The organism is Cupriavidus sp. 207A1 (assembly GCF_057798955.1).
Window position 1 is genome coordinate 214145 of the sequence record NZ_JBYOJO010000012.1, and the last position, 21129, is coordinate 235273.

A 21129-nucleotide genomic window follows, 5' to 3' on the forward strand; every position below is an offset into this window, starting at 1 on the left:
TCACTCCCACTGCGCCAGCACCTCTCGGAAGCGCTCGATCTCGGGCAGCAGCCAGCCGCGGAAGGCCTGCACCTTGGGCAGGTTCAGCGAACCCGGCGCGCACACGAAGTACAGCAGCCACGGGCACGGGATGCTGACGTCGAACAGCCGCACCACGCGCCCGGACAGCAGGTCGTTGCAGGCCAGCGAAGAGCGGATCAGGGCGATGCCCTGGCCTTCCGAGGCAGCCTGCAGCAGCAGCGACGAATCTTCCAGCAGCAAGCCCTTGCGCGGCTCGGGCCAGTCCAGCCCGGCGGCCTCGAACCACGGCTTCCACGGATCGCCCTCGCCGCGCAGCAGCGGCATGCCCGCCATGTCCTGCGGCCGTTCGGGGAGCCGCCCGCCATTGAAGGCGGGGCTGCAGACCGGGAAGAAGACGTCGTCGAGCAGCCGCTCCACATACAGGCCGGGATAGTCGCCGCTGCCCATGCGCAGCGCGATATCGACTTCTTCGTGGGCAAAGTTGACCAGCGTGTTGGACGACAGCAGTTCGACATCCAGTTCCGGGTGGCGCTCGATAAAGCTGCCGATGCGCGGCGTCAGCCAGCGTGCGGCAAACGACGGCATGGTGCTGATGGTCAGGCGCTTGTCGCGGTTGCCGGCCTGCAGCGCGCGCGTGGCATCGGCGATCTGCAGCAGCGCGTCGCGCACGCGCTCGGCATAGAGCCGGCCCGCCGGCGTCAGCGCCACGCGCTTGCCGTGGCGCTCGAACAGCGGCATGCCCAGTTCGTCTTCGAGCGCGCGGATCTGGTGGCTGACCGCGCCGTGGGTGACGAACAGCTCCGTGGCGGCGCGCGAGAAGCTCTCGTGCCGCGCCGCGGCCTCGAACGCGCGCAGCGCGGTCAGCGCCGGCAGGCGCGGCAGTTCGCGGTGCCAGCCGCGCGGCAGGTCTTTCTCCCAGGCGCTCTTCCAGGCCATGGCCGTCTCCAGGCGATCGGTGGTTATGTGAGATTGGCTAACAAGAACAAAGAAAATATATCGTTTTGATAGTGGTCGGGCAATCACTAATATCTCATCACCGGCCCCCGCTTTGCACACTGCTTCACCGCGAGCTTCACGGCGATATCCGCAGGATTTAACTGGCCTGGTCCCCTTGCCGGGCCAGTTCCTGCGGCCCGCCGCGAATCCGTGCTGCGTCTGGCGTATCCCCGCCAGGGCCGGCTGAACGGAGAACCACCATGAAAACCGTGCTCACAACGACCGAGTTCACCCTGCATCCTGGCGAAGTCACCACGCTGTCGGTGCACGCCGCGCAGCGCCTGCACATTGCAGAGGCCCGCGGTACCGACGTATGGCTGACCCGCGAGAACGATTCGGAGGACTACTGGCTGCGTTGTGGCGGCAGCCTGCTGCTGCGCCCGGGCGACGAGGTGGTGCTCAGCATCGACCCGCGCGCCTTGCATCCGGTGCGGCTGGCGCTGATCGCCAAGGCCCGCCGCCCGGCGCTGGCGCTGGCCGACCTCCCTCACCTGGTGTACCGCAGCCTGCGCCGGCTGGTTCGAGGCACCGAGTGGACGCCTAACCAGGACCGGGTCACCGCCTCCTGAAGCGGAGCCGGGCGGGGCAACGTCCGCATCGCACCGGGACCGGGGCCATCTGCGCCTGGTCTGGTCGCGTGACGCATCGGACGGTTGCCCGCCCCGGGCACGCTGAATGGGGCCAGGTCGGGGCCGGCGCAAGCCGGCCCTTTTCGTTACACTCTCGCCATGCATCCGATTCAAGTCATCGAACGCGGCCGCGAGGACTATCAGCCGTGTTTCGACGCGATGCGCGCCTTCACCGCCGCACGCACCCCCGAGACGCCCGACCAGGTCTGGCTGGTCGAGCATCCGCCGGTCTACACGCTGGGCCAGGCGGGCGACCCCGCGCACCTGCTGGCCCCGGACGAGCGGATTCCGGTGGTGCAGATCGATCGTGGCGGGCAGATCACTTATCACGGCCCGGGGCAGGTGGTGGCCTACCTGCTGCTGGACCTGCGGCGCCGCCGGCTGATGGTGCGCGAGCTGGTGCACGGCATCGAGCAGGCCGTGCTGGACACGCTCGCGGCGTATAATCTCGCAGCCGAACGCAAGCCCGGCGCCCCCGGCATCTACCTGTCCGGCGGGCCGCACCAGGGCGCCAAGATTGCCGCGCTCGGCCTCAAGATCCGCAACGGCTGCAGCTACCACGGCGTCAGCCTCAACGTGCAGATGGACCTGTCGCCGTTCCTGCGCATCAATCCCTGCGGCTATGCCGGGCTGGAAACAGTCGACATGGCCAGCGCGGGCGCCACCTGCCCGGTGGCGGATGCCGATGGCGCCCCTGTGCCCGTGACCGCGGCAACACAACCCGAAATCGCACAGCGCCTGGCGGCTGCATTGTGCGAGGTGCTGGCAGCGCACGAGGCTCGCGTGCTGGCGGCCGAAGAACCTGCCGCCCCGGCCCTGGCCTCCTAGTCAAAAGCGAAATGCACGCCGTGCGCGTGCGGAGAAATGTATGAGCGACGCACTGATCGCCACTTCCAGCGAAGCCCCGCAGTCCCCCGCGGAGCAGTACGACCCGACCCGCAAGCAGAAGTCGGCCGACAAGACCGCGCGCATCCCCATCAAGATCGTGCCGGCCGAGAAGCTCAAGAAGCCGGACTGGATCCGCGTGAAGGCCGCCACCGGCAATTCGCGTTTCTATGAGATCAAGGACATCCTGCGCGCCAACAACCTGGTCACGGTGTGCGAGGAAGCCAGCTGCCCCAATATCGGCGAATGCTTCGGCAAGGGCACGGCCACCTTCATGATCATGGGCGACAAATGCACGCGCCGCTGCCCGTTCTGCGACGTCGGCCACGGCCGCCCGGACCCGCTCGACGTGAACGAGCCCGGCAACCTGGCCCGCACCATCGCCCAGCTCAAGCTGAACTACGTGGTGATCACCAGCGTCGACCGCGACGACCTGCGCGACGGCGGCGCCCAGCACTATGTCGACTGCATCTCGCAGACGCGCGAGCTGTCGCCCGATACCCGCATCGAAGTGCTGGTGCCCGACTTCCGCGGCCGCCTGGACAAGGCGCTGGACATCCTGCAGGCGTGCCCGCCCGACGTGATGAACCACAACATGGAAACCGTGCCGCGCCTGTACAAGCAGGCCCGCCCGGGCGCCGACTACGCGCACTCGCTCAAGCTGCTGCAGGAGTTCAAGCGCCGCAATCCCAACGTCCCGACCAAGTCCGGCCTGATGGTCGGCCTGGGCGAGACCGACGAGGAAATCCTGGAAGTCATGCGCGACATGCGCGCGCACGACATCGACATGCTCACCATCGGCCAGTACCTGGCGCCGTCGAACCACCACCTGCCGGTGCTGCGCTACGTGCATCCCGACAACTTCAAGATGTTCGAGCAAGAGGCCTACAAGATGGGCTTCACCCACGCCGCCGTGGGCGCGATGGTGCGCAGTTCCTACCATGCTGACCAGCAGGCGCATCAGGCGGGGTTTGCCTGAGCGGGTTGTCAGTGGATCGGATGTAAAACGGCCGGGGAATTTCCCCGGCCGTTTTACTTTGGTTCTGTGGCTCCGCAAATTCGGTCCAAATACAACGGGCTAGCATCAGGCTTTGGTTTTCCGCGCATGTTTGGCAGCCAGGCGGGCGCGAACGCCCTCTGCGGTTAAGGCCTGGGAGGGATCAGATTGAAGCGCCTCATAGGCGAGGCCAGCTTGCAGCAGCCAGGCCTCAAAGGTCCCGTCACGCGCCAGCAACGCGCGCAGGCCAGCGCGAATGACCTCGCTCTCGCTGGCGTATTCGCCCGACTTCACCTTGGCCCTGACCGCCTGAACCATCTCGGTCGGTAGCGTTACGCTTAATTGTTGAGTGGTTCGCATGACGAATCTCCGAGCGACGGGATTTGATCCTAACCGGCTGAACCAGCGCCGCCCATAGGCAATCCCGTAGCTACCCTAGGGTCAACCCCGACTGCCCCGTTCGGTCCATTTCGATATGATGAATTCATCGATAAATTATCGATGAAATACACAGACGCACATTCCGGCTTGTCTGCCTACACTGGGTAGCAAGTGCGCTACCGGGACTCTCATGAACTGCACCGTCCACCGACTTGCCGAGCAGGCGCTGCTGTACAGCGTCGCGCCGCCCGCCTCGCTGGCCGTCCAGCGCCGCATCTGGGCCATGGCCGCGCGGGCCGCGGACTGGCGCGGCGTGGTCGACGTGGTGCCGGGCATGAACAACCTGACCGTGATCTTTGACGACAGTGCCGACGCGGATGCGCTGGAGCGCAACCTGAAGCTGGCATGGGCCTCGGGCGAGGCGCGCAATGCCACCGGCAAGCTGGTCGAGATCCCGGTCCGTTACGGCGGCGAGTATGGTCCGGACCTGGGCGACGTCGCCGCGCATACCGGGCTGACGACGCAGGAAGTGGTGCGCCGCCATGCGGCGGGCGAGTACGTGGTGTACTTCCTCGGCTTCCAGCCCGGCTTCGCCTACATGGGCGGGCTGGCGCCGGAACTGGCGACACCGCGCCGGCGCGAGCCGCGGGTGGCGGTGCCGGCCGGGTCGGTCGGCATCGGCGGCGAGCAGACCGGCATCTATCCGGCGGTGCTGCCGGGCGGCTGGCAGCTGATCGGGCGCACCGACGCCGAACTCTTCGTGGCGGACCGCGATCCGCCGTCCCTGTTCGCGCCCGGCGATACCGTGCGCTTTGTCGCCGAGGAAATCATCGCGTGATCGAGATCCTTCGTCCGGGCGCGCTGGCCTCGGTGCAGGACCTGGGCCGTACCGGGTTCCGCCGTTTTGGCGTGGGCCGCTGCGGCGCCATGGACATGCTGGCGGTCGAAGTCGGCAACCGCCTGCTTGGCAATGCGCCCGGCTGCGCCGCCATTGAATTCACGCTGGGACGCGCCGCGGTGCGCTTCCATGCCGATATGCGCGTGGCCCTGGCCGGCGCCGAATGCGGCGCCAATCTTGACGGCATGCCGGTTTGGTCGTGGCACGCGTTCGACGCGCACAAGGGCGAGACCCTGACGCTGCCGTCGACGCGCGGCGGCACGCGCGTGTACCTGTGCGTGGCGGGCGGGATTGCGGTCGAGCCGGTGATGGGCTCGCGCAGCACCGACCTGAAGTCCGGTTTCGGCGGGCTGGGCGGACGCGCGCTGCAGGAAGGCGACCGCCTGCCCGCGGGACGCCCGGGCCTGGCCGCAGAGACCGACTGGATCGGCGTGCAGGCGCCGGCGTGGGCGCTGCCCGCCGCGGTCGAAGGCAAGGCCACGGCGATCCGCATGCTGCCGGGGCCGGAATACGACGATTTTGACGCGGCCGCGCAGGCCGCACTGTGGCAGGCCGACTGGACCGTCACGCCCAACAGCAACCGCATGGGCCTGCGCCTTGCCGGCCCGGCGCTGGCGCGCCGGGCCGAGCGCAGCGCCGACCTGCTCTCGCACGGGGTGATGCCGGGGGTGATGCAGGTGCCGCCGGCGGGCCAGCCGATCGCGCTGATGGCCGATGCGCAGACCACCGGCGGCTATCCCAAGATTGGCGTGGTGATCGAAGCGGATTTATGGCGGCTGGCGCAGGTGCCGCTGGGCGCGCCGGTGCGCTTCGTGCAGGTCACGCTGGCGCAGGCGCAGGCGGCGCAGGATGAGCTGGCACGCTACCTGCGGCAGATCGAGCAGGCGCTGCAGTGGCAGGGCGATGGCATGCCGATTGCCGCGCGGCGGCGTACCCGTACGCGAGCGGCAGCATAAGGAGGGCGCCCGGGCGCCGCACAGGAGAATGGCAATGCAGATCGATTTGAACGCGGATCTTGGCGAAGGCTGTGGCAATGACGAGGCGCTGCTGGCGCTGATCAGCTCGGCCAATATCGCCTGCGGCTGGCACGCGGGCGACGCCGCCACCATGGTGCAGACGGTGCAGTGGGCGCTGGCGCACGGCGTGGCGATCGGCGCGCACCCGAGCTACCCGGACCGCGAGAACTTCGGCCGCACCGAGATGCAGCGCGACCCGGAGCACGTCTACGCCGACGTGCTGTACCAGATCGGCGCGCTCGCCGCGATCGTGCGCGCGCAGGGCGGCGTGCTGCACCACGTCAAGCCGCATGGCGCGCTGTACAACCAGGCCGTGCGCGACCCGGCGCTGGCGCGCGCGATCGTGCGCGCGGTGCGCGACTTCGACGCCGACCTGGTTTTCTTCGGCCTGGCCGGCAGCCAGATGATCGACGTGGCGAAGGAGGCCGGCCTGCGCGTCAAGCAGGAAGTTTTTGCCGACCGCGGCTACAACCCCGATGGCACGCTGGTCAGACGCGGTACGCCCGGCGCGCTGCATGAGGACGAGGAAGTTGCCCTGGACCAGACCCTGACCATGGTGCGCGAGCAGCGCGTGCGCGCCATCGACGGCAGCTGGGTACCGATTCAGGCCGAAACCGTGTGTCTGCACGGCGACGGCGCCCACGCGCTGGCCTTCGCGCGCCGCATCCGGGAACGGCTGGGCGCTGAAGGCATCGCGATCCGCGCCGGCGACTGAGCGCGTTCCCGCGCCTTCACGCCGGCATTTCCCCCCACGCGGCCTGCCCCGTCACGCGTCACGACGGCTGCTGTCCGCGCGCCTTCGTTATCTTCGTTTGGTGTTTCCATGGAACAGGCAGTCAATCTCTGGCCCCTTGTCGGGGTCGGCGTCATCGTCGTCGGCTTCGTGCTGCGCTTCAATCCCATGCTGGTGGTGGTGCTCGCCGCGCTGGCCACCGGGCTGGCCGCGCCGATGCCGCTGATGCAGATCTTCTCCGCGATCGGCACCGCCTTCGTCAAGGCGCGCAACCTGCCGCTGATCATCCTGCTGCCGCTGGCCGTGATCGGCCTGCTGGAGCGCCACGGGCTGCGCGAGCATGCGCAGGCGTGGATCGCGCGCATCGCCTCGGCCACGGTCGGGCGCCTGCTGATCGTCTACCTGGGCGTGCGCGAGCTGACCGCGGCGATCGGCCTGACCAGCCTGGGCGGCCATCCGCAGATGGTGCGCCCGCTGCTGGCGCCGATGGCCGAGGGTGCGGCCGAGAACCGCTTCGGCCACCTGCCCGAGCCGGTGCGCCAGCGCGTGCTGGCCTTCTGCGCCGCCACCGACAACGTCGGCCTGTTTTTCGGCGAGGACATCTTCGTGGCGTTCGGCGCGATCGCGCTGATGCATACCTTCCTGCTGTCGTCGAACATTGAGGTCGAGCCGCTGCATATCGCCGTGTGGGGCATCCCTACCGCGATCTGCGCCTTCCTGATCCACGCCGTGCGGCTCAAGCGCCTGGACGGCTGGCTCGAGCGCGAACTGGGTGGCAGCGCCGCCCCAACCGCCATGCCTGCGCCGAGCGCCGAGTAAGGAGCGCGCCATGATTGTCTCGATCGAATACCTCTACTGGCTCGCCGGCCTGGTGCTGGCCATCACCGCGCTGATGACCTTCAGCGACCGCGCGCATCCGCGCCGCCTCAGCACCGGCCTGTTCTGGCTGCTGTACGCGATCGTGTTCCTGGTCGGCGACCGGCTGCCGCCGGCGGCGGTCGGCATCGGCGCGGTGGTGATGGCGCTGATCGCGGGCTTCGGCGGCGTCGGCCACGGCAGGCACGAGAGCCTGCCCGAGGCCGAGCGCCGTGCCAGCGCGAGCCGGCTCGGCAACAAGCTGTTCATTCCGGCCCTGCTGATCCCGCTGGCGACCGTGATCGGCACCATGCTGTTCAAGGATGTCAGGATCGGTGGCGTGCCGCTGCTCGATCCCAAGAACGTGACCTTCGTCTCGCTCGGGATCGGCTGCCTGATCTCGCTGGCGGTGGTGTGCTGGCTCACGCGCGACACCGTGACGCAGGGCCTGCGCGAATCGCGCCGGCTGACCGAGTCGCTGGGCTGGGCGCTGGTGCTGCCGCAGATGCTGGCGATGCTGGGGCTGGTGTTTGCCGACGCGGGCGTGGGCAAGGCCGTGGCGCACCTGACCACCGCCTACATCAACCTGGACTACAAGCTGGTGGCGGTGGCGGTCTATTGCGTCGGCATGGCGCTGTTCACGGTGATCATGGGCAACGGCTTCGCCGCCTTCCCGGTGATGACCGGCGGCGTCGGCGTGCCCATCCTGGTCGGCATGTTCGGCGGCAATCCCGCGGTGATGGCGGCGATCGGCATGTTCTCGGGCTATTGCGGTACGCTGATGACGCCGATGGCGGCCAATTTCAATATCGTGCCGGCGGCGCTGCTTGAACTCGACGACAAAAATGCCGTGATCCGCGCGCAGGTGCCGACTGCGCTGGCGATCCTGGCGGCAAATATCGTGCTGCTGTACTGGCTGATGTAAGCGCAGGAGCCTCCGCCATGCCTACCGTGCTGCTGACCGGCTTCGAGCCGTTCGAGGACGAACCCATCAACCCGTCGTGGGAGGCCGTGCGTGCGCTCGACGGCGAACGCGTCGGCGACGCGGTCATCGTCGCGCGCCAGCTGCCGTGCGTGTTCGGCGCGGCGCTCGATGCGATCGCCGAACTGCTCGACGCGCTGCGGCCGACCCTGGTGATCGCCGTCGGCCAGGCCGGCGGGCGCGCCGAGATGTCGGTCGAGCGCGTGGCGATCAATGTCGACGATGCGCGCATCGCCGACAACGCCGGCGCCCAGCCGATCGACACCGCCATCGCGGCCGACGGCCCGGCCGCCTACTTTGCCACGCTGCCGATCAAGGCGATGGTGCGCGACATGCGCGCGGCCGGCGTGCCGGCGTCGGTATCGCAGACTGCCGGCACCTTCGTCTGCAACCATGTGTTCTACGGGCTGATGCACCGGCTGGCGCGGCAGCCGGATGGCGCGGTGCGCGGCGGCTTTATCCACATTCCGTATTTGCCCGAGCAGGCGGCGCGGCATCCGGGCCAGCCGAGCCTGGCGCACGAGACCCTGGTGAAGGGCCTGCGCACTGCGGTGGCGACGGCGCTGTCGACCCGCGCCGATGTGCGCGAACAGGGCGGGCAGCTGCACTGAGCCCCGGCGCGCACGTCCGCGCCGGCTTAATCCTGCAGGTTGGCCGCGGCCGCCTCACGGCGCGCCGCGGCTTTCTTCATCGCATGGCGGCGCAGGCTGACCTGCTCGAAGCGCCAGATCACATAGCAGAACGCCAGGAACGGCCACAGCCAGCCGAGCCACTGCGCCAGGCTGTTGAAGTGGATGAAACGGCCCATGCGCCAGCCCTGCTCGGAGATCCACGCGTAGGGGTTTGACGGCAGCACGTTGGTCAGCGCCACCAGCACGATCAGCGCCGCCATCGCCAGCACCGCGCGCAGCCAGCGCGGCAGGTACAGCAGCAGCGCCAGCACCAGCGAGCTGGTCAGCAGCGCGAAGCGCCCGCCTTCGGACAGCCAGACGAAGGCGCTTTCGGTCGGGAACTGCAGCTCGGCCGCGGTCGCCTTGAGCAGCAGCGCCGCCGCCAGCAGCCCCGCCAGGATGCGCAGCATCGGCGCGCTGCGGCGCATCGCCAGCGAGGCGAACAGGCCGGTGCCGACCCAGCTGCTGGCAGTCACCAGCGATTCCAGCAACTGCTGGCTCTGCATGTCCTCGGGCCGCAGGCCGATATGGTCCTGCCACGCCTCCAGCTGCGGGAACACCATCTGCAGCACCTGCATCGGCCAGGATTCCGGATCGGTCAGCCATTCGCGCACGATGCCGCCCATGCCGAACAGGTGCTCCTGCGGAAACACCTGCGCGAACGGCCACAAAAGCAGCAGGATGATGGCAAAGCTGGCATGGGGCTCGAACCAGGCATGGCGCAGCCGCGTCAGGCGTCCGTCGTCGATCAGCGCGCGCGTGAACGGCGCCGCCACGGCGCCGCCGAGCAGCGCCCCCAGCGCATTGGTGATCAGGTCGATGTTGGACGAGATCCGGCTCGGCAGCCAGGTCTGGAAGGCCTCCATGCACGCCGACAGCAGGGCGCCGGCGACCAGCGCCACCAGTGTGGCGCGCCCGCCCGACACGCGCGGATGCAGCGACAGCACCACCAGCGCGCCGAACGGGAAATACCCCAGCACGTTGGTCAACAGGTCGAAGTCGGTGATGTAGCGCGGCTTGGGCGCGCTGACAAAGGCAAAGGGCGAGATGCCGTTGTCGATCCAGCCCGAGAACGGGTACAGGCTGGCATAGATCACCAGCAGCGTGAAGCAGAGCAGCCCCACGCGCGCCAGCGGCGAGTGCTGCGGCGCGGTGGCGGATGGTGCTGGCACAGCCGCCGGCGGCGGCGCGGAGAGCGGCGGGGGAGCCGGCTCCATGGCAAATCTCCTGTTGCTTTACTTTAGCTGCAGCGTGCCGATCCAGTCGAGCAGCGCTGCAATCACGGCATCGCTGGCTTCGGCCAGCGCCTTGACGCCGCCGGCGCCGTCGGCGCTGGGCGCGGGCCGGCGCGCCTCGAAGGTCTGCTGGCCGAGCATGCCGTGCCGGTACACCGTGGCGCGCAGCCGCACCACGCCCTCGCTGGCGGTGGCGCTGTCGAACACCTGGTCGAACTCGAGCAGGTCCACCTTCAGCGCCGGAACGCTGCCGTCGCCGGACCAGCCCAGCGTGCCGCGCGCGGCCACGGCCTCGCGCAGGCGCTCGTCGAACAGGCGCGTGGGCGACATCACCCAGCGCTGCGTGGCATAGGCCTGCAGCCGCTGCGCCTGGGCGTACTGCAGCCGGTAGAACAGCGCATTGCCTTCCAGCCAGTTGGGCCCGTCGGTCTGTGCCACGCGCAGTTTGGGCAGCGCTGCGGGCGCAGGGTTCCCGGTGCCGGAGGCCGCGCCGGCGGCGACGGCCGGGCCCAGGTCATAGGTGATGGTGGGCTCGCCGCGCGTCAGCGCGCAGCCCGACAGCGCCAGGCCGGCGCAGAACAGCAGCAGGGCCGCGCGCAGGCGGGCGGTTGCGGAGCGCAGCAAGCGTGGCATCTCGGTCGCAGGGTTCACGGCGGATTCTCGCGGTTGGCGTTTGGCGTGATCGAAGGGGCGGGGCTTTGTCGGATGCCGACGCTACGGGGCCGCGCTGAAGCCCGGCTCGCCCGGCCCTGGCGTGGGCGCGGGCGCGCCGAACAGCACGCTGCTCGGGCTCTCGTTGAACTGGCCGGCGGCGCGCTCGAAGCTGCGCGCGGTCTGGCGCGCGTCGCGGGCCAGGCCATTGAGCTGCGGCAGGGTCTCTTCGCTGAAGGTGCCCGCGGCCGACTGCACCGACGCGGCCGCGCCCTGCAGGTCGCGCCCGACGCTGTCGACGGTGCGCATCACGGTGCCGTTGGGGTTGGCCAGTTCCTGCGTCAGGCGCCGGGTCGATTCCAGCGTCGCGTTCAGGTTCTCGGCCACTTTGGGCAGGCGCTGCGCCGCCGGCGCGAGCGAATCGGACAGGCGCGAATAATCTTCGGCGGTCTTGCGCACCGAGCGGATCGCCGCCATCAGCTCGTCGCGGTTGGCGCCGCGGAACATGTCGTTGAGCGAGCCCATCAGGGTCTCGGCCTGGGTCAGCAGCGAATCGCCGCGCTTTTCCAGTTCCTCGAAGAAGCCGGGCCGCATGGCGATGCGCGCCACCGCCCGCGGCGAGGTCGGCAGCGGCGGCGAGGCGCCGGCGCCATCGTGCGCGGCGGAGTCGTCGAGCTGCACGTAGGCGATCCCGGTCACGCCCTGGAAGCCCAGCGTGGCGTAGGTGGTGCGCGTGATCGGCGTTTCGCGGTTGACGTTGACGCGCACGATGATCTGGCCCGGCACCTGCGGGTCGAACTTGATCGACTCGACCTTGCCCACCGCCAGCCCGCGGTACTTGACGTCGGCCTGCGGGCCCAGGCCGTTGACGGTGGAGCGGGTGATCAGGTCGTAGGGCACGCGCACCGCGTGGTCGCTGCTGAACCAGAAGATCGCGAACAGCACCAGCACGGCCAGGCCGATGGTGAACACGCCGGCAAGGAAGGCGTGGGACTTGTTTTCCATCATGCTTCTCCAGGGGGCGGCGCCGCGGGCTGCCCGGGCCGGGGCAGCGCCTGCAGGGCGCGCTGGGCGCGCTCGCCCAGGAAATACTCGCGGATGAAGGGGTGCTCCACCTTCACCACTTGCGGGATCGGCGCGGCCGCGATCACCTTGTGGTCGGCCAGCACCGCGACGCGGTCGGACAGCGCCACCAGCGTGTCGAGGTCGTGCGTGATCATCACCACGGTCAGGCCCAGTTCGCGGCGCAGCTCGCGGATCAGCGCGACGTAGTCGTCGGACGCCATCGGGTCCAGGCCGGCAGTGGGTTCGTCCAGGAACAGCAGCTCGGGTTCCAGCGACAGCGCGCGCGCCAGCGCCACGCGCTTGATCATGCCGCCGGACAGGTCCGACGGCATCTTGTCGGCATCGCGCGCCGACAGCCCCACCAGCTGCAGCTTGAGCAGCGCCGCCTGGCAGATCAGGTTGTCGGGCAGCGCGCGCAGCTCGCGCAGCGGCAGCGCGATATTGTCGATCACCGACAGCGCCGAGAACAGCGCGCCGCGCTGGAACTGCAGGCCCCAGCGGCTGCGCAGCGCCTGCAGCTGGGCCGGGCGCAGCCGCGCCGGATCCTCGCCGAACACCTTGATGGTGCCCGCGGTGGGGCGCTCCAGCCCGACGATCTGGCGCAGCAGCACGGTCTTGCCGCTGCCCGAGCCGCCGACGATCGACAGCACCTCGCCGCGGTAGACGTCGAGGTCCACATGGTCGTGCACCACCGCCTTGCCGAAGCGCTTGACCAGGCCGCGCACCTCGATCACCGGGGTGCGCTCCGGCGCGGGCTGCGGCGGGCCTGGCTGGGTCGCGTTCGCTGGCGCCGCGTTCACAAGCCCACGTCCTTGAACAGGATGGCGAAGACCGCGTCGGCCAGGATCACGATGGTGATCGCGGTCACCACCGAGGCGGTGGTGCCTTCGCCCAGGCTCTGGGTGTTGGGCTTGATGCGCAGCCCGAAATGGCACGCGGTCAGCGCGATCAGGATGCCGAACACCACGCCCTTGCCCAGCCCCAGCCACAGGTTGGCCACCGGCACCGCATCGGGCAGCTCGCGCAGGAAGAAGGTGGCGCTGATGCCCAGCTGCATGCGCGCGGCCAGCATGCCGCCGGCCAGCGCCATCACGTCGGTCCACGCCACTAGCAGCGGCATGGCGATGGCCAGCGCGATCACGCGCGGCATGATCAGCCGGAAGCCGTGCGAGATGCCCATCACGCGCATCGCGTCCAGCTCTTCGGTCACGCGCATCACGCCGATCTGCGCGGTGATGGCAGAGCCCGAGCGCCCCGCGATCAGGATCGCGGCGAGCACCGGCCCCAGTTCGCGGATCACCGCCATGCCCAGGATGTTGACGATGAAGGTGCTGGCGCCGAAGGTCCGCAACTGGTTGGCCGACAGGTACGACAGCACGATGCCGATCAGGAAGCCGACCAGCGCCGTGATCCCCAGCGCCTTGTAGCCCACGTTGTAGATATTGGCCGAGATCTCGCGCCACGGGCCGCGCTGCGGCATGCGCGCGAAGCGCAGCAGGTCGAACGCCAGCTGGCCCAGCATGGTGATGCCGTTGCCCAGTTGCACGCCGAACGACAGCACGTTGGCGCCGAACAGCGTGACCGGGTTGAAGCGGTCCACCATGTGCTTTTTCCAGCCCTCGTCGTGCACCGCGGCAATGCGCTCGAACACGCGGCGCTGGCCCTCGCTGGCCTCAAGGCGTTGCGGCAGCGCGCCGTTCCAGGCCTGCCACAGCAGCTGCCCGCCGATATGGTCGAGGCGCTCGACGCCGGCCAGCGACCATTGCGCGTTCTCCGGGGCCTGCGCCAGCTCGTGCAGCTGCGCGCGCAGCTGCCGCGCCTGGCGGCAGCCGGCCAGCGCGAGCGCGGTCCAGTCGCCACGCAGCTGTACGCTGACGGTTCCGTGCCCGCGCGTGATCTGGAAGTCTGGCGTCGTCTGGCGTTCCAAGGGCAAGCGATGTGATGGCCGAGTCTCGATTCTAAGCCACGCGCCCGGCTGGCGCGACCGCGCCGTGCCCCGGGGGCATGCCCGGCAGCGCGGCGCGGCTACAATGCGGCATCTGCCGCAGGCCCGGGTTTCGATCCGGATCCTGCTGTGCCGACCGCGACCCCGCCCATCCCCATCCAATGCCGCGCATGTCCGCCGTTCCTCCGAATCCGCCCGATCCTTCCACTGCCACGTCGTGGCGCATCGATGAAGGCGCGCTGCGCGCCATGCTGTCGCCCGCGCTGCGCGACTGGACCGTGGAACTGGTCGAGGAAACCGGCTCGACCAATGCCGACCTGACCGCGCAGTGCCGCCAGGCGCCGTGGTCCGATGCCGGCACGCTGCGCCTGGCCTATCGCCAGACCGCCGGGCGCGGGCGCCAGGGCCGGCCGTGGCAGGGGCAGGCCGGCATGACTTTCTCGGTGGCGCTGCCGCTGGCGCTGGCGCCTGCGCAGCTGAGCGGGCTGAGCCTGGCGGTGGGCCTGGCGCTGGCCGAGGCCCTGGGCGACGTGGCCCCGGCGCTGAGCGCGCGAGTGGGCCTGAAATGGCCCAATGACCTGCAGATCGACGGCCGCAAGCTGGCCGGCATCCTGATCGAATCGGTGCCGGCGGGGCCGCAGCGGGTCTGGGCGGTGATCGGCATCGGCCTGAACCTGGTGCGCGATGCGCAGATGGAGGCCGCGCTCGGGCGCGAACTGGCGGGCGTGGCCGAGGCCATGCCGGGCTTCAACGCCGGGCGCGATGCGCCGCGCCTGCTGGCGGCGGTGCTGGAGCGGCTGGCGGCGATGCGCACGGACTTCCTCGCGCATGGCTTCGGGCCGATGGCACGGCGCTGGTCCGCCGCCGATGCCTACCGCGACCAGCCGGTGCGGCTGCTGCACGACGGCCAGGTGATCGCCGAAGGCATGGCGCGCGGCGTCGACGAGGCCGGCCACCTGCTGCTGGAAACGCCCGCCGGCCTGGAGCGCATCGCCAGCGGCGAGCTGTCGCTGCGGCCCGCCCCGGGCCAGGAAGGTGGCGCATGAACGCGCCGCGCCTGCTGGTCGATATCGGCAATACCCGGCTCAAATGGGCGTGGTGCGACGCCGGTGCGGCGCTGCCTGGGACCGCAGGCATCGCTGCGCTGCCGACGCCGTGGCAGCACGCCGGCGCGGTCGCGCATGCCGACGACGGCGCGCTGCGAACCCTGGCCACCGAACTGCGCGCGCTGCGCGCCAGCGGGCCGATGCCGTCGGTGTGGATCAGCAACGTGGCCGGGCCGGTGATCGCCGCCGCCGTCGATGCCGCGCTGGCCGACGCCTTCGGCGGCTGCGCGCCGGTGCAATGGGTGCGCAGCGCCGCCGCGCATGGCGACCTTGCCAACGGCTATCGCGAACCGACCCAATTGGGCGTCGACCGCTGGGTCGGCGCCGTCGGCGCGCACCGCTGGCTGCCGCGCGAAACATTGCTGGTGGTCACCGCCGGTACCGCCACCACGCTCGATATCGTCACCGTCACAGAGGCTGGCCACGCGCGCTTCGAAGGCGGGCTGATCCTGCCCGGGCTGGCGCTGATGCTGGGCACGCTGGCGCGCAATACCGCGCAGCTGCCGGCGCTGGATGTGGGCGAGGCCGGCAGCGTGGCGGGCGCGCAGCGGCGCTGGGCCGACAACACCCACGACGCCATTGCCGCCGGCTGCCTGGCCGCGCAGGCCGGCGCCATCGAGCGCACCTGGCGCGCGCTGGGCGAGCGCGGCGACGCGTCGCGTCCGCCGCGCTGCCTGCTGTCCGGCGGGGCGCGTGGCGCACTGGCGGGGGCGCTCGCGGTGCCGTTCGAGATGCACGATAATCTGGTGCTGCTCGGCCTGCATGCGATGGCCATGGCCGATGCGTGACGACGCTAAGTCCCCACCTCCATCCGATTCCCCATGACCACCCGCTCCCTGCGCATCGCATTGCTGTTGCTGCTGTTCGCCAACGCCGTGCTGCTGGCCGCGGTGCTGGGCGCGTTCGGCGCGCAGCCGCTGTCGGGCTGGTTCGAGTCGTCGCGCGAGCCGCACCGGCTGGAGCAGCAGGTGCGGGGCGAGCGCATGCGCCTGCAACCGCCGCCGGCCACGCCGGCATCGGCGCCGGGCGCGTAGCGCAGGCGCGGGCGGCTCAGCCGGCCTGGCGTACCTTGGTCAGCAGCTTGGTGGTCGAGCGGTCGTGCAGGAAGGGGATGGCATAGGCCTGGCCGCCCCAGCTGCGCACCAGCCGGGTTTCTTCGAGCGTATCGATATCGTAGTCGCCGCCCTTGACGTAGATGTCGGGGCGCACCAGGCGGATCAGCTCCACCGGCGTCTGTTCGCGGAACATCGCCACCAGGTCGACCGACGCCAGCGCGGCCAGCAGCGCCATGCGGTCCGACTCATGGTTGAGCGGGCGGTCGTCGCCCTTGCCCAGCATCTTCACCGAGGCATCGCTGTTGACGCCGACCACCAGGCTCGCGCCCAGCGCGCGCGCCTGCGCCAGGTAGGTGGCATGACCGCGATGCAGGATGTCGAAGACGCCGTTGGTAAACACCAGCGGGCGCGGCAGCGCGGCGATACGCGCGGCCAGCGCGGCGGTGTCGTCGGCGGGAGTCAGCTTGGATTCGAAGGCGGGTACGGACATGGATCGGGACATGGGATAGGTGGAGGCCGGCACCGTGGCGGAGCCGGCGCGCTTGCCCGAATGGTACCCGTTCTTGCGCGCCGCTCTGGCTGGCGCTGTCGCGTGACGGGCACTGGTCCACGGCACCGCGGTGATGTAGTAACCGGCTACTACCTGCGCGGCGGCTGGCGCGCTTATCATCCGCGCACCGTATTTCCGGGAACAGGAAAACGGCGTTGCACCCTACCCGCTGGGCCGGACGATCCGGCGCGCCGCGGGCCGCATTTGTCGGGAATGCGTGAAGGTAAAACAGCAAGAAAAAAAAGTGCCCCGCTTCGGCGGGGCATTTTCTTGTCCGGACCGGGCCGCTCAGGCTTGCGCGGGGCGGGCCGCGCCGGCGCCTTGCAGGCTGGCGTTCAGCTCCTTGCGGTAGCGGTTCAGGTCCTGCACGCTTTCAAAGGTACGTTCGAACAGCAGCGACATGTTGTGCAGGATCCGTTCGATGACCTTCTTCTCCCAGCCTTCGTCGAAGCGGATCTGCTCGTCGAGCCATTTCTCGAGCCAGTCGGGGTCCGGCAGGCGCGACTGCACCGTATCGTTGGGGAACAGCGCCTTGTTGACGTGCAGGTTGGTCGGGTGCAGCGGCTTCTCGGTGCGGCGCGCCGAGGCCATCAGCACGCCGATCTTGGCGAAGGCCGCGCGCGCGCTGTCGCCGAACTGCGCCAGGTACTTCTTCATGTAGCGCAGGTAGGCGCCGCCGTGGCGGGCTTCGTCCTGCGACAGGGTGCGGTAGATATGCTTGATCACCGGCTCGGTGTGCCATTCGGCGGCACGGCGGTACCAGTGGTTCAGGCGGATCTCGCCGCAGAAATGCAGCATCAGCGTTTCCAGCGGCGGCGCCGGGTCGAACTCGAAGCGCACCGCGTGCAGTTCTTCCTCGGTCGGCACCAGGTCCGGGCGGAAGCGGCGCAGGTACTCCATCAGCACCAGCGAATGCTTCTGTTCCTCGAAGAACCAGATGCTCATGAACGCCGAAAAGTCAGAGTCGTGGCGGTTGTCGCGCAGGAACATTTCGGTGGCGGGCAGGGCGGACCATTCCGTGATCGCATTCATGCGAATGGTCTTGGCCTGGTCGTCCGTCAGCATGCTGGCGTCGAAGGACTCCCAGGGGATGTCCTTGTCCATGTGCCAGCGGACGGCTTCCAACGATTTGAACAGTTCGGGGTAGAGCATGGTAAGCCTTTGAAATTACGGGCAGATTCTACCAGATGCGAATTATTCTCTTCTCTCCTTTTTTAGGCCGGAGCGGGGCAAATATGCAACGCCCGGCGGGGTTCGCCGGCGCCTTCTGCATTTTTCCGGGCGATCAGCGCCGCGGCGGCGCGTCAAAGTGCCAGCGCGGGCGCCTCTGCGACCGTCATGTGACGGCGGCAACTCAGGGAGAGACTGCCTGCTCGGCCGCGTGGTCGTCCGTGCCGGGCGCGGCCGGCGCTGTGCCCGGCACGATGCCGTAAAGGAAGGCTGCCAGCTCGTCGGCCTGGGCTTCGGCGTCGCGCTCGCCCAGCGCGATCAGCGCCTGCGTGAAGGCCGGCTCGAACAGCAGGTAGCTGGCGAATGCGGCGCCGCGCGCCTCGGTGCCGCCCAGCGGCGCCAGCAGCGCGCGCACGGTGCGCGGCAACTGCTTCTGGTGCTCGGCGGCGATGGCCTCGATTGGCTCGCTGGGCGCCACCGTCATCACCTGCACCGGGCGCCAGCCCTCGCGGTCGCCGGCCACCTCGGGCATGCGCGCCAGCAGCCGGTTGATATGCAGCAGCCGCTCCAGGTCGGTGTTCAGGCCGTCGAGGAAGATGCTGGCCAGCGCCTGGCCGCCCACCTGCGCCAGCGACGGATAGCCGCCGCCCGGCATGGTGTCGAACCAGCCCGAGCGCTGGCGCGAGGCCGCGCCGATCGCCAGGATGCGCGACGCGCCCAGGTGGATCGCCGGCGACAGCGGCGACATCTGGCGCATGGTGCCGTCGCCGAACCACTCGTGGTGCCCATCGAGTTCCAGCGGCATGGCCGGGAACAGGAACGGGATCGATGACGAGGCCAGCAGGTGGTCCACCGTGATCTGCGCCGGCACCGCAATGCGCTGGCTGCGGTGCCACGGATGGATGCGGTGGTGCGACTGGTAGAAGGTCACGTGGCGTCCGGTGCTGTACGACAGCGCCGTGACCGCGAACGCCTGCAGCGCACCGCTGTCCAGGCTGGCCTGCACCCGCGCGGGCTCGAACAGCTCGCCCAGCATGCTGCCCAGCGGGGTGTTGTCGAACAGTGCGCGCGGCGCGCGCCGCTGCGTGGCCCAGCCCAGCGCCAGCGTCGACAGCCAGCGCGCCCCCGACACGCCCACGCGCAGCACATCGGTGCGGTAGACCTCGTCGGCATGGATGCTGTGCCAGAGCGCGCCCAGGCTCTGCGTGGCCGCCTCGAAGTCGCCGGCATGGATGGCCAGCCCCGCGCCGTTGATGGCCCCGGCCGAGGTGCCGGCGAGGATGCCGAACGGCAGCGCGGCCTGCGCCTTGCCATGGCGCGCGGCGACGCGGGCCACGCCGTTGAGCACGCCGGCCTGGTAGGCGGCGCGCGCGCCGCCGCCCATCAGGATCAGGGCGGTGGCGGCGGGGTTCGGCGTGGAAGCGGGCGCCGCGGGGGGCAGTGGCAGCGAATCGCGATGCATGGGTGGATGGGGGCGCCAGGGCGGCGGCAGGCTCAGTTGGTGACGCTGCCGCCGTTGCCGTTGCCGTTCTTGCCATTGCCGCCCTCGGCCTGCCGCGCCGGCGTTGCCTTGGCCGCCTTCTTGGCTGCGGCTTTCTTCGCCGGCGCCTTCTTTGCCGGCGCCTTCTTCGCGGCGGGGCTGGCGGTACCCGTTGAAGGCGACTTGCCGGCTGCCGCGGTCTTCGCTTTGTCGGCGTCGGACTGGGTGGTGCCCGCCGGCGTGGCGGCGCCGGCGGCGCCAAAGCCGCCCATGCCGAACGGCACCATGCTGGCCGCCGCGGCGCTGCTGGCAATCTGGTTGAATTGCTGTTGCAGCATGTCCCACCACAGCGCGGCATTGGGCGCCGGGCCGGCATCGGCGTCGCCGGCGGCGGCCTGCGCCTGCTCGGCGGCCGGCGGCTCGGCCTGCGCGCCGCTGCCGGTGTCTGGGCCGGTATTGGCGCCAGTATCCGCGCCGGTGCGCTGGGGCGCCTCGGCGCTGGGCGCGTTGGCTGCGCGTGCGACGTTTTCCATCGCCGATTGCATCGCCTCGGGCGACAGCGCGTTGCCGAAGGTCTGCAGCGCCACCAGCGTGGCGCGCTGCACTTCCAGTCCCTGGATGGTGGTGCGCAGCAGGTTGGTATTGAGCTGCAACCAGCTTTCCACCGCCTTCAGGTCGGCAATGCGCTTGTCGAGGTCGTCCAGGTCCATCGGCGGCGTCATCGCCTGCAGGCCGGGCATCAGGCCGGCGGGCATGCCGGCGCCGCCACCCCAGAGCCGGCGCATGAAGTCGAAGCCGTTGGTGAAATCGGGAATCTGTCCGAACATGGTCGCGCGCTCCGTGTGCGGCGCAGCCCGGTGCCCGGACCTCCGGGAGCGCGGCTGCGTCGTCGTTACCTGAACTGAGGCGGCCGCTTTTCGCGCAGGCTCGCCATGCCTTCGTGCACGTCGGGGCCGGCAAAACCCATGAATTCGAGCGCCAGCGAGGTATCGAAAGCGGGGCCGGCCATGCGCAGCCAGTTGTTGAGGGCGTACTTGGTCCAGCGGATCGCGCTCTGCGACCCTGCCGCCAGCCGGTTGGCCACCTCGAACGCGCGCGCCACCAGTTCGTCCTCATCCACCGCCAGCGAGACCAGGCCGATCCGCTCGGCTTCTTCGCCGCTGACCGACTCGCACAGCATCAGATAGTACTTGGCCTTGGCCATTCCGCACAGCAGCGGCCACACGATCGCGGCATGGTCGCCCGCGGCCACGCCCAGCCGGGTATGGCCGTCGACGATGCGCGCGGTCTTCGCCGCGATCGAGATATCGGCCAGCAGGCCCGCCACCAGCCCGGCGCCGACGGCCGGGCCGTGCATCGCCGAGACCACCGGCTTGTCGCAGTTGATGACGTTGTAGACCAGGTCGCGCGCCTCGTGCCAGACGCGGGTGCGGGTGTCGAAGTCGTTGGCCATGTCCTCGACCAGCGCCAGGTCGCCGCCGGCGGAGAAGCCCTTGCCCTCGCCGCGGATCAGCGCCACGCGCACCTCGGGGTCGGCGGAGACGTCGCGCCAGATCTCGGCCAGCTCGCGGTGCATGTTGGCGTCGGCCGTGGCCAGCTTCTGGTTGGCCGACTGGGCCGCGCCCATGACGATTTCCAGGATCGGGCCGTGGCGGCGCAGGGTCAGCGCGCGATAGCGCTCGTAGCGCGGGGACAGGGCGGCGGTGTCAGCGGAGGAAGTGGTCATGGGGGCCTTTTCAGTGGACGCCAGTGGGGGCGCCGGAAGCAGGTTAATTTACCAACCGATCGGTCGGTTAATTATATGCAAA

Annotated in this window: 24 protein-coding genes; 12 read left to right on the plus strand and 12 right to left on the minus strand. The window is 69.7% G+C overall.

From position 1 onward, the window contains the following. A complete protein-coding gene (locus tag AC3FMM_RS22085; protein WP_115679087.1) occupies positions 1-957 on the minus strand; it encodes a transcriptional regulator GcvA in 957 nt (318 codons plus the stop codon). A gap of 260 nt (positions 958-1217) precedes the next feature. On the opposite strand from AC3FMM_RS22085, the gene AC3FMM_RS22090 reads away from it, so the two are divergent. The 3 genes from AC3FMM_RS22090 (at position 1218) to lipA (ending at position 3510) form a co-directional block, all read left to right on the plus strand. Next, entirely contained in the window at positions 1218-1586 is a 369-nt protein-coding gene (locus AC3FMM_RS22090; RefSeq protein ID WP_488687489.1) for a DUF2917 domain-containing protein, read from the plus strand. 159 nt (positions 1587-1745) lie between these two features. Next, entirely contained in the window at positions 1746-2474 is a 729-nt protein-coding gene (gene lipB, locus AC3FMM_RS22095; protein ID WP_115707722.1) for a lipoyl(octanoyl) transferase LipB, read from the plus strand. Between the two features lie 40 nt (positions 2475-2514). Then, positions 2515-3510, plus strand: a complete 996-nt coding sequence (lipA, locus tag AC3FMM_RS22100) for a lipoyl synthase (protein WP_488687490.1) — start codon at positions 2515-2517, stop codon at positions 3508-3510. A gap of 105 nt (positions 3511-3615) precedes the next feature. Here the strand turns inward: lipA and AC3FMM_RS22105 are convergent, their stop codons facing one another. Further along, positions 3616-3888 carry a ribbon-helix-helix domain-containing protein gene (locus AC3FMM_RS22105; protein ID WP_326347564.1) on the minus strand — a complete coding sequence of 91 codons (273 nt, stop codon included), beginning with the start codon at positions 3886-3888 and terminating at the stop codon, positions 3616-3618. Between the two features lie 211 nt (positions 3889-4099). Here AC3FMM_RS22105 and pxpB point away from each other — a divergent pair, with 211 nt between their 5' ends. The 6 genes from pxpB (at position 4100) to pcp (ending at position 9004) form a co-directional block, all read left to right on the plus strand. Continuing rightward, entirely contained in the window at positions 4100-4747 is a 648-nt protein-coding gene (gene pxpB, locus AC3FMM_RS22110; protein ID WP_115707726.1) for a 5-oxoprolinase subunit PxpB, read from the plus strand. Next, positions 4744-5763, plus strand: coding sequence for a 5-oxoprolinase subunit C family protein (locus tag AC3FMM_RS22115; RefSeq protein ID WP_473703160.1), 1020 nt, complete (start codon positions 4744-4746; stop codon positions 5761-5763). The genes pxpB and AC3FMM_RS22115 overlap by 4 nt, the downstream gene beginning before the upstream one ends. Positions 5764-5797: 34 nt before the next feature. Further along, entirely contained in the window at positions 5798-6538 is a 741-nt protein-coding gene (pxpA, locus tag AC3FMM_RS22120; protein ID WP_115707730.1) for a 5-oxoprolinase subunit PxpA, read from the plus strand. A gap of 108 nt (positions 6539-6646) precedes the next feature. Then, the gene (locus AC3FMM_RS22125) at positions 6647-7375 is read left to right on the plus strand and encodes a DUF969 domain-containing protein (protein ID WP_115707732.1); all 729 of its coding nucleotides are present in this window, start codon (positions 6647-6649) and stop codon (positions 7373-7375) included. A gap of 10 nt (positions 7376-7385) precedes the next feature. Further along, complete coding sequence (locus AC3FMM_RS22130; protein WP_488687493.1) at positions 7386-8336, plus strand: DUF979 domain-containing protein; 951 nt, start codon at positions 7386-7388, stop codon at positions 8334-8336. A gap of 17 nt (positions 8337-8353) precedes the next feature. Further along, positions 8354-9004, plus strand: a complete 651-nt coding sequence (gene pcp, locus AC3FMM_RS22135; RefSeq protein ID WP_116312020.1) for a pyroglutamyl-peptidase I — start codon at positions 8354-8356, stop codon at positions 9002-9004. A gap of 26 nt (positions 9005-9030) precedes the next feature. Here pcp and AC3FMM_RS22140 read toward each other — a convergent pair whose 3' ends face one another. The 5 genes from AC3FMM_RS22140 to AC3FMM_RS22160 all read right to left on the minus strand — a co-directional run bounded on the left by AC3FMM_RS22140 (position 9031) and on the right by AC3FMM_RS22160 (position 13942). Continuing rightward, entirely contained in the window at positions 9031-10281 is a 1251-nt protein-coding gene (locus AC3FMM_RS22140) for a VanZ family protein (protein ID WP_115707736.1), read from the minus strand. An 18-nt stretch (positions 10282-10299) separates the two neighbouring features. Next, positions 10300-10932 carry an ABC-type transport auxiliary lipoprotein family protein gene (locus tag AC3FMM_RS22145; RefSeq protein WP_115707738.1) on the minus strand — a complete coding sequence of 211 codons (633 nt, stop codon included), beginning with the start codon at positions 10930-10932 and terminating at the stop codon, positions 10300-10302. An 81-nt stretch (positions 10933-11013) separates the two neighbouring features. Then, the gene (locus tag AC3FMM_RS22150; RefSeq protein ID WP_115707740.1) at positions 11014-11958 is read right to left on the minus strand and encodes an MlaD family protein; all 945 of its coding nucleotides are present in this window, start codon (positions 11956-11958) and stop codon (positions 11014-11016) included. Then, complete coding sequence (locus AC3FMM_RS22155) at positions 11955-12815, minus strand: ABC transporter ATP-binding protein (protein ID WP_116312021.1); 861 nt, start codon at positions 12813-12815, stop codon at positions 11955-11957. The genes AC3FMM_RS22150 and AC3FMM_RS22155 overlap by 4 nt, the downstream gene beginning before the upstream one ends. Further along, a complete protein-coding gene (locus AC3FMM_RS22160) occupies positions 12812-13942 on the minus strand; it encodes an MlaE family ABC transporter permease (protein WP_488687494.1) in 1131 nt (376 codons plus the stop codon). Before AC3FMM_RS22160 ends, AC3FMM_RS22155 begins: the two co-directional genes overlap by 4 nt. A 188-nt stretch (positions 13943-14130) precedes the next feature. Between AC3FMM_RS22160 and AC3FMM_RS22165 the strand changes: the two genes are divergently transcribed. Genes AC3FMM_RS22165 through AC3FMM_RS22175 form a run of 3 tightly spaced genes read left to right on the plus strand, consistent with a single transcriptional unit; the run spans position 14131 to position 16100 of the window. Further along, positions 14131-15006 carry a biotin--[acetyl-CoA-carboxylase] ligase gene (locus AC3FMM_RS22165; protein WP_488687495.1) on the plus strand — a complete coding sequence of 292 codons (876 nt, stop codon included), beginning with the start codon at positions 14131-14133 and terminating at the stop codon, positions 15004-15006. After that, positions 15003-15854: a type III pantothenate kinase gene (locus tag AC3FMM_RS22170; protein WP_414249094.1), complete on the plus strand. Its 852-nt coding sequence runs from the start codon at positions 15003-15005 to the stop codon at positions 15852-15854. The genes AC3FMM_RS22165 and AC3FMM_RS22170 overlap by 4 nt, the downstream gene beginning before the upstream one ends. Before the next feature lie 33 nt (positions 15855-15887). After that, entirely contained in the window at positions 15888-16100 is a 213-nt protein-coding gene (locus AC3FMM_RS22175) for a hypothetical protein (protein WP_488687496.1), read from the plus strand. Positions 16101-16116: 16 nt separating this feature from the next. Here AC3FMM_RS22175 and rfaE2 read toward each other — a convergent pair whose 3' ends face one another. The 5 genes from rfaE2 to AC3FMM_RS22200 all read right to left on the minus strand — a co-directional run bounded on the left by rfaE2 (position 16117) and on the right by AC3FMM_RS22200 (position 21047). Beyond that, the gene (rfaE2, locus tag AC3FMM_RS22180; protein ID WP_115702997.1) at positions 16117-16611 is read right to left on the minus strand and encodes a D-glycero-beta-D-manno-heptose 1-phosphate adenylyltransferase; all 495 of its coding nucleotides are present in this window, start codon (positions 16609-16611) and stop codon (positions 16117-16119) included. A gap of 348 nt (positions 16612-16959) precedes the next feature. Then, positions 16960-17823: a ferritin family protein gene (locus AC3FMM_RS22185; RefSeq protein WP_062796223.1), complete on the minus strand. Its 864-nt coding sequence runs from the start codon at positions 17821-17823 to the stop codon at positions 16960-16962. A 202-nt stretch (positions 17824-18025) separates the two neighbouring features. Next, the gene (locus AC3FMM_RS22190) at positions 18026-19303 is read right to left on the minus strand and encodes a patatin-like phospholipase family protein (RefSeq protein WP_115707748.1); all 1278 of its coding nucleotides are present in this window, start codon (positions 19301-19303) and stop codon (positions 18026-18028) included. A gap of 32 nt (positions 19304-19335) precedes the next feature. Continuing rightward, on the minus strand, positions 19336-20148 hold the full coding sequence (locus tag AC3FMM_RS22195) for a PhaM family polyhydroxyalkanoate granule multifunctional regulatory protein (RefSeq protein ID WP_115707750.1): 813 nt from the start codon (positions 20146-20148) through the stop codon (positions 19336-19338). 65 nt (positions 20149-20213) lie between these two features. Beyond that, on the minus strand, positions 20214-21047 hold the full coding sequence (locus AC3FMM_RS22200) for an enoyl-CoA hydratase/isomerase family protein (protein WP_115703005.1): 834 nt from the start codon (positions 21045-21047) through the stop codon (positions 20214-20216). Positions 21048-21129 lie beyond the last annotated feature (82 nt).

What these genes read in the sequence shown, in the direction of transcription:
- lipA (WP_488687490.1), top strand. Translation starts at nt 2,515, where the DNA reads ATGAGCGACGCACTGATCGCCACTTCCAGCGAAGCCCCGCAGTCCCCC.
- pxpA (WP_115707730.1), top strand. Translation starts at nt 5,798, where the DNA reads ATGCAGATCGATTTGAACGCGGATCTTGGCGAAGGCTGTGGCAATGAC.
- AC3FMM_RS22130 (WP_488687493.1), top strand. Translation starts at nt 7,386, where the DNA reads ATGATTGTCTCGATCGAATACCTCTACTGGCTCGCCGGCCTGGTGCTG.
- pxpB (WP_115707726.1), top strand. Translation starts at nt 4,100, where the DNA reads ATGAACTGCACCGTCCACCGACTTGCCGAGCAGGCGCTGCTGTACAGC.
- AC3FMM_RS22200 (WP_115703005.1), bottom strand. Translation starts at nt 21,047, where the DNA reads ATGACCACTTCCTCCGCTGACACCGCCGCCCTGTCCCCGCGCTACGAG.
- AC3FMM_RS22190 (WP_115707748.1), bottom strand. Translation starts at nt 19,303, where the DNA reads ATGCATCGCGATTCGCTGCCACTGCCCCCCGCGGCGCCCGCTTCCACG.
- AC3FMM_RS22175 (WP_488687496.1), top strand. Translation starts at nt 15,888, where the DNA reads ATGACCACCCGCTCCCTGCGCATCGCATTGCTGTTGCTGCTGTTCGCC.
- AC3FMM_RS22140 (WP_115707736.1), bottom strand. Translation starts at nt 10,281, where the DNA reads ATGGAGCCGGCTCCCCCGCCGCTCTCCGCGCCGCCGCCGGCGGCTGTG.
- AC3FMM_RS22150 (WP_115707740.1), bottom strand. Translation starts at nt 11,958, where the DNA reads ATGATGGAAAACAAGTCCCACGCCTTCCTTGCCGGCGTGTTCACCATC.
- AC3FMM_RS22165 (WP_488687495.1), top strand. Translation starts at nt 14,131, where the DNA reads ATGTCCGCCGTTCCTCCGAATCCGCCCGATCCTTCCACTGCCACGTCG.
- AC3FMM_RS22145 (WP_115707738.1), bottom strand. Translation starts at nt 10,932, where the DNA reads ATGCCACGCTTGCTGCGCTCCGCAACCGCCCGCCTGCGCGCGGCCCTG.
- AC3FMM_RS22170 (WP_414249094.1), top strand. Translation starts at nt 15,003, where the DNA reads ATGAACGCGCCGCGCCTGCTGGTCGATATCGGCAATACCCGGCTCAAA.
- AC3FMM_RS22125 (WP_115707732.1), top strand. Translation starts at nt 6,647, where the DNA reads ATGGAACAGGCAGTCAATCTCTGGCCCCTTGTCGGGGTCGGCGTCATC.
- pcp (WP_116312020.1), top strand. Translation starts at nt 8,354, where the DNA reads ATGCCTACCGTGCTGCTGACCGGCTTCGAGCCGTTCGAGGACGAACCC.
- AC3FMM_RS22185 (WP_062796223.1), bottom strand. Translation starts at nt 17,823, where the DNA reads ATGCTCTACCCCGAACTGTTCAAATCGTTGGAAGCCGTCCGCTGGCAC.
- lipB (WP_115707722.1), top strand. Translation starts at nt 1,746, where the DNA reads ATGCATCCGATTCAAGTCATCGAACGCGGCCGCGAGGACTATCAGCCG.
- rfaE2 (WP_115702997.1), bottom strand. Translation starts at nt 16,611, where the DNA reads ATGTCCGTACCCGCCTTCGAATCCAAGCTGACTCCCGCCGACGACACC.
- AC3FMM_RS22105 (WP_326347564.1), bottom strand. Translation starts at nt 3,888, where the DNA reads ATGCGAACCACTCAACAATTAAGCGTAACGCTACCGACCGAGATGGTT.
- AC3FMM_RS22090 (WP_488687489.1), top strand. Translation starts at nt 1,218, where the DNA reads ATGAAAACCGTGCTCACAACGACCGAGTTCACCCTGCATCCTGGCGAA.
- AC3FMM_RS22085 (WP_115679087.1), bottom strand. Translation starts at nt 957, where the DNA reads ATGGCCTGGAAGAGCGCCTGGGAGAAAGACCTGCCGCGCGGCTGGCAC.
- AC3FMM_RS22195 (WP_115707750.1), bottom strand. Translation starts at nt 20,148, where the DNA reads ATGTTCGGACAGATTCCCGATTTCACCAACGGCTTCGACTTCATGCGC.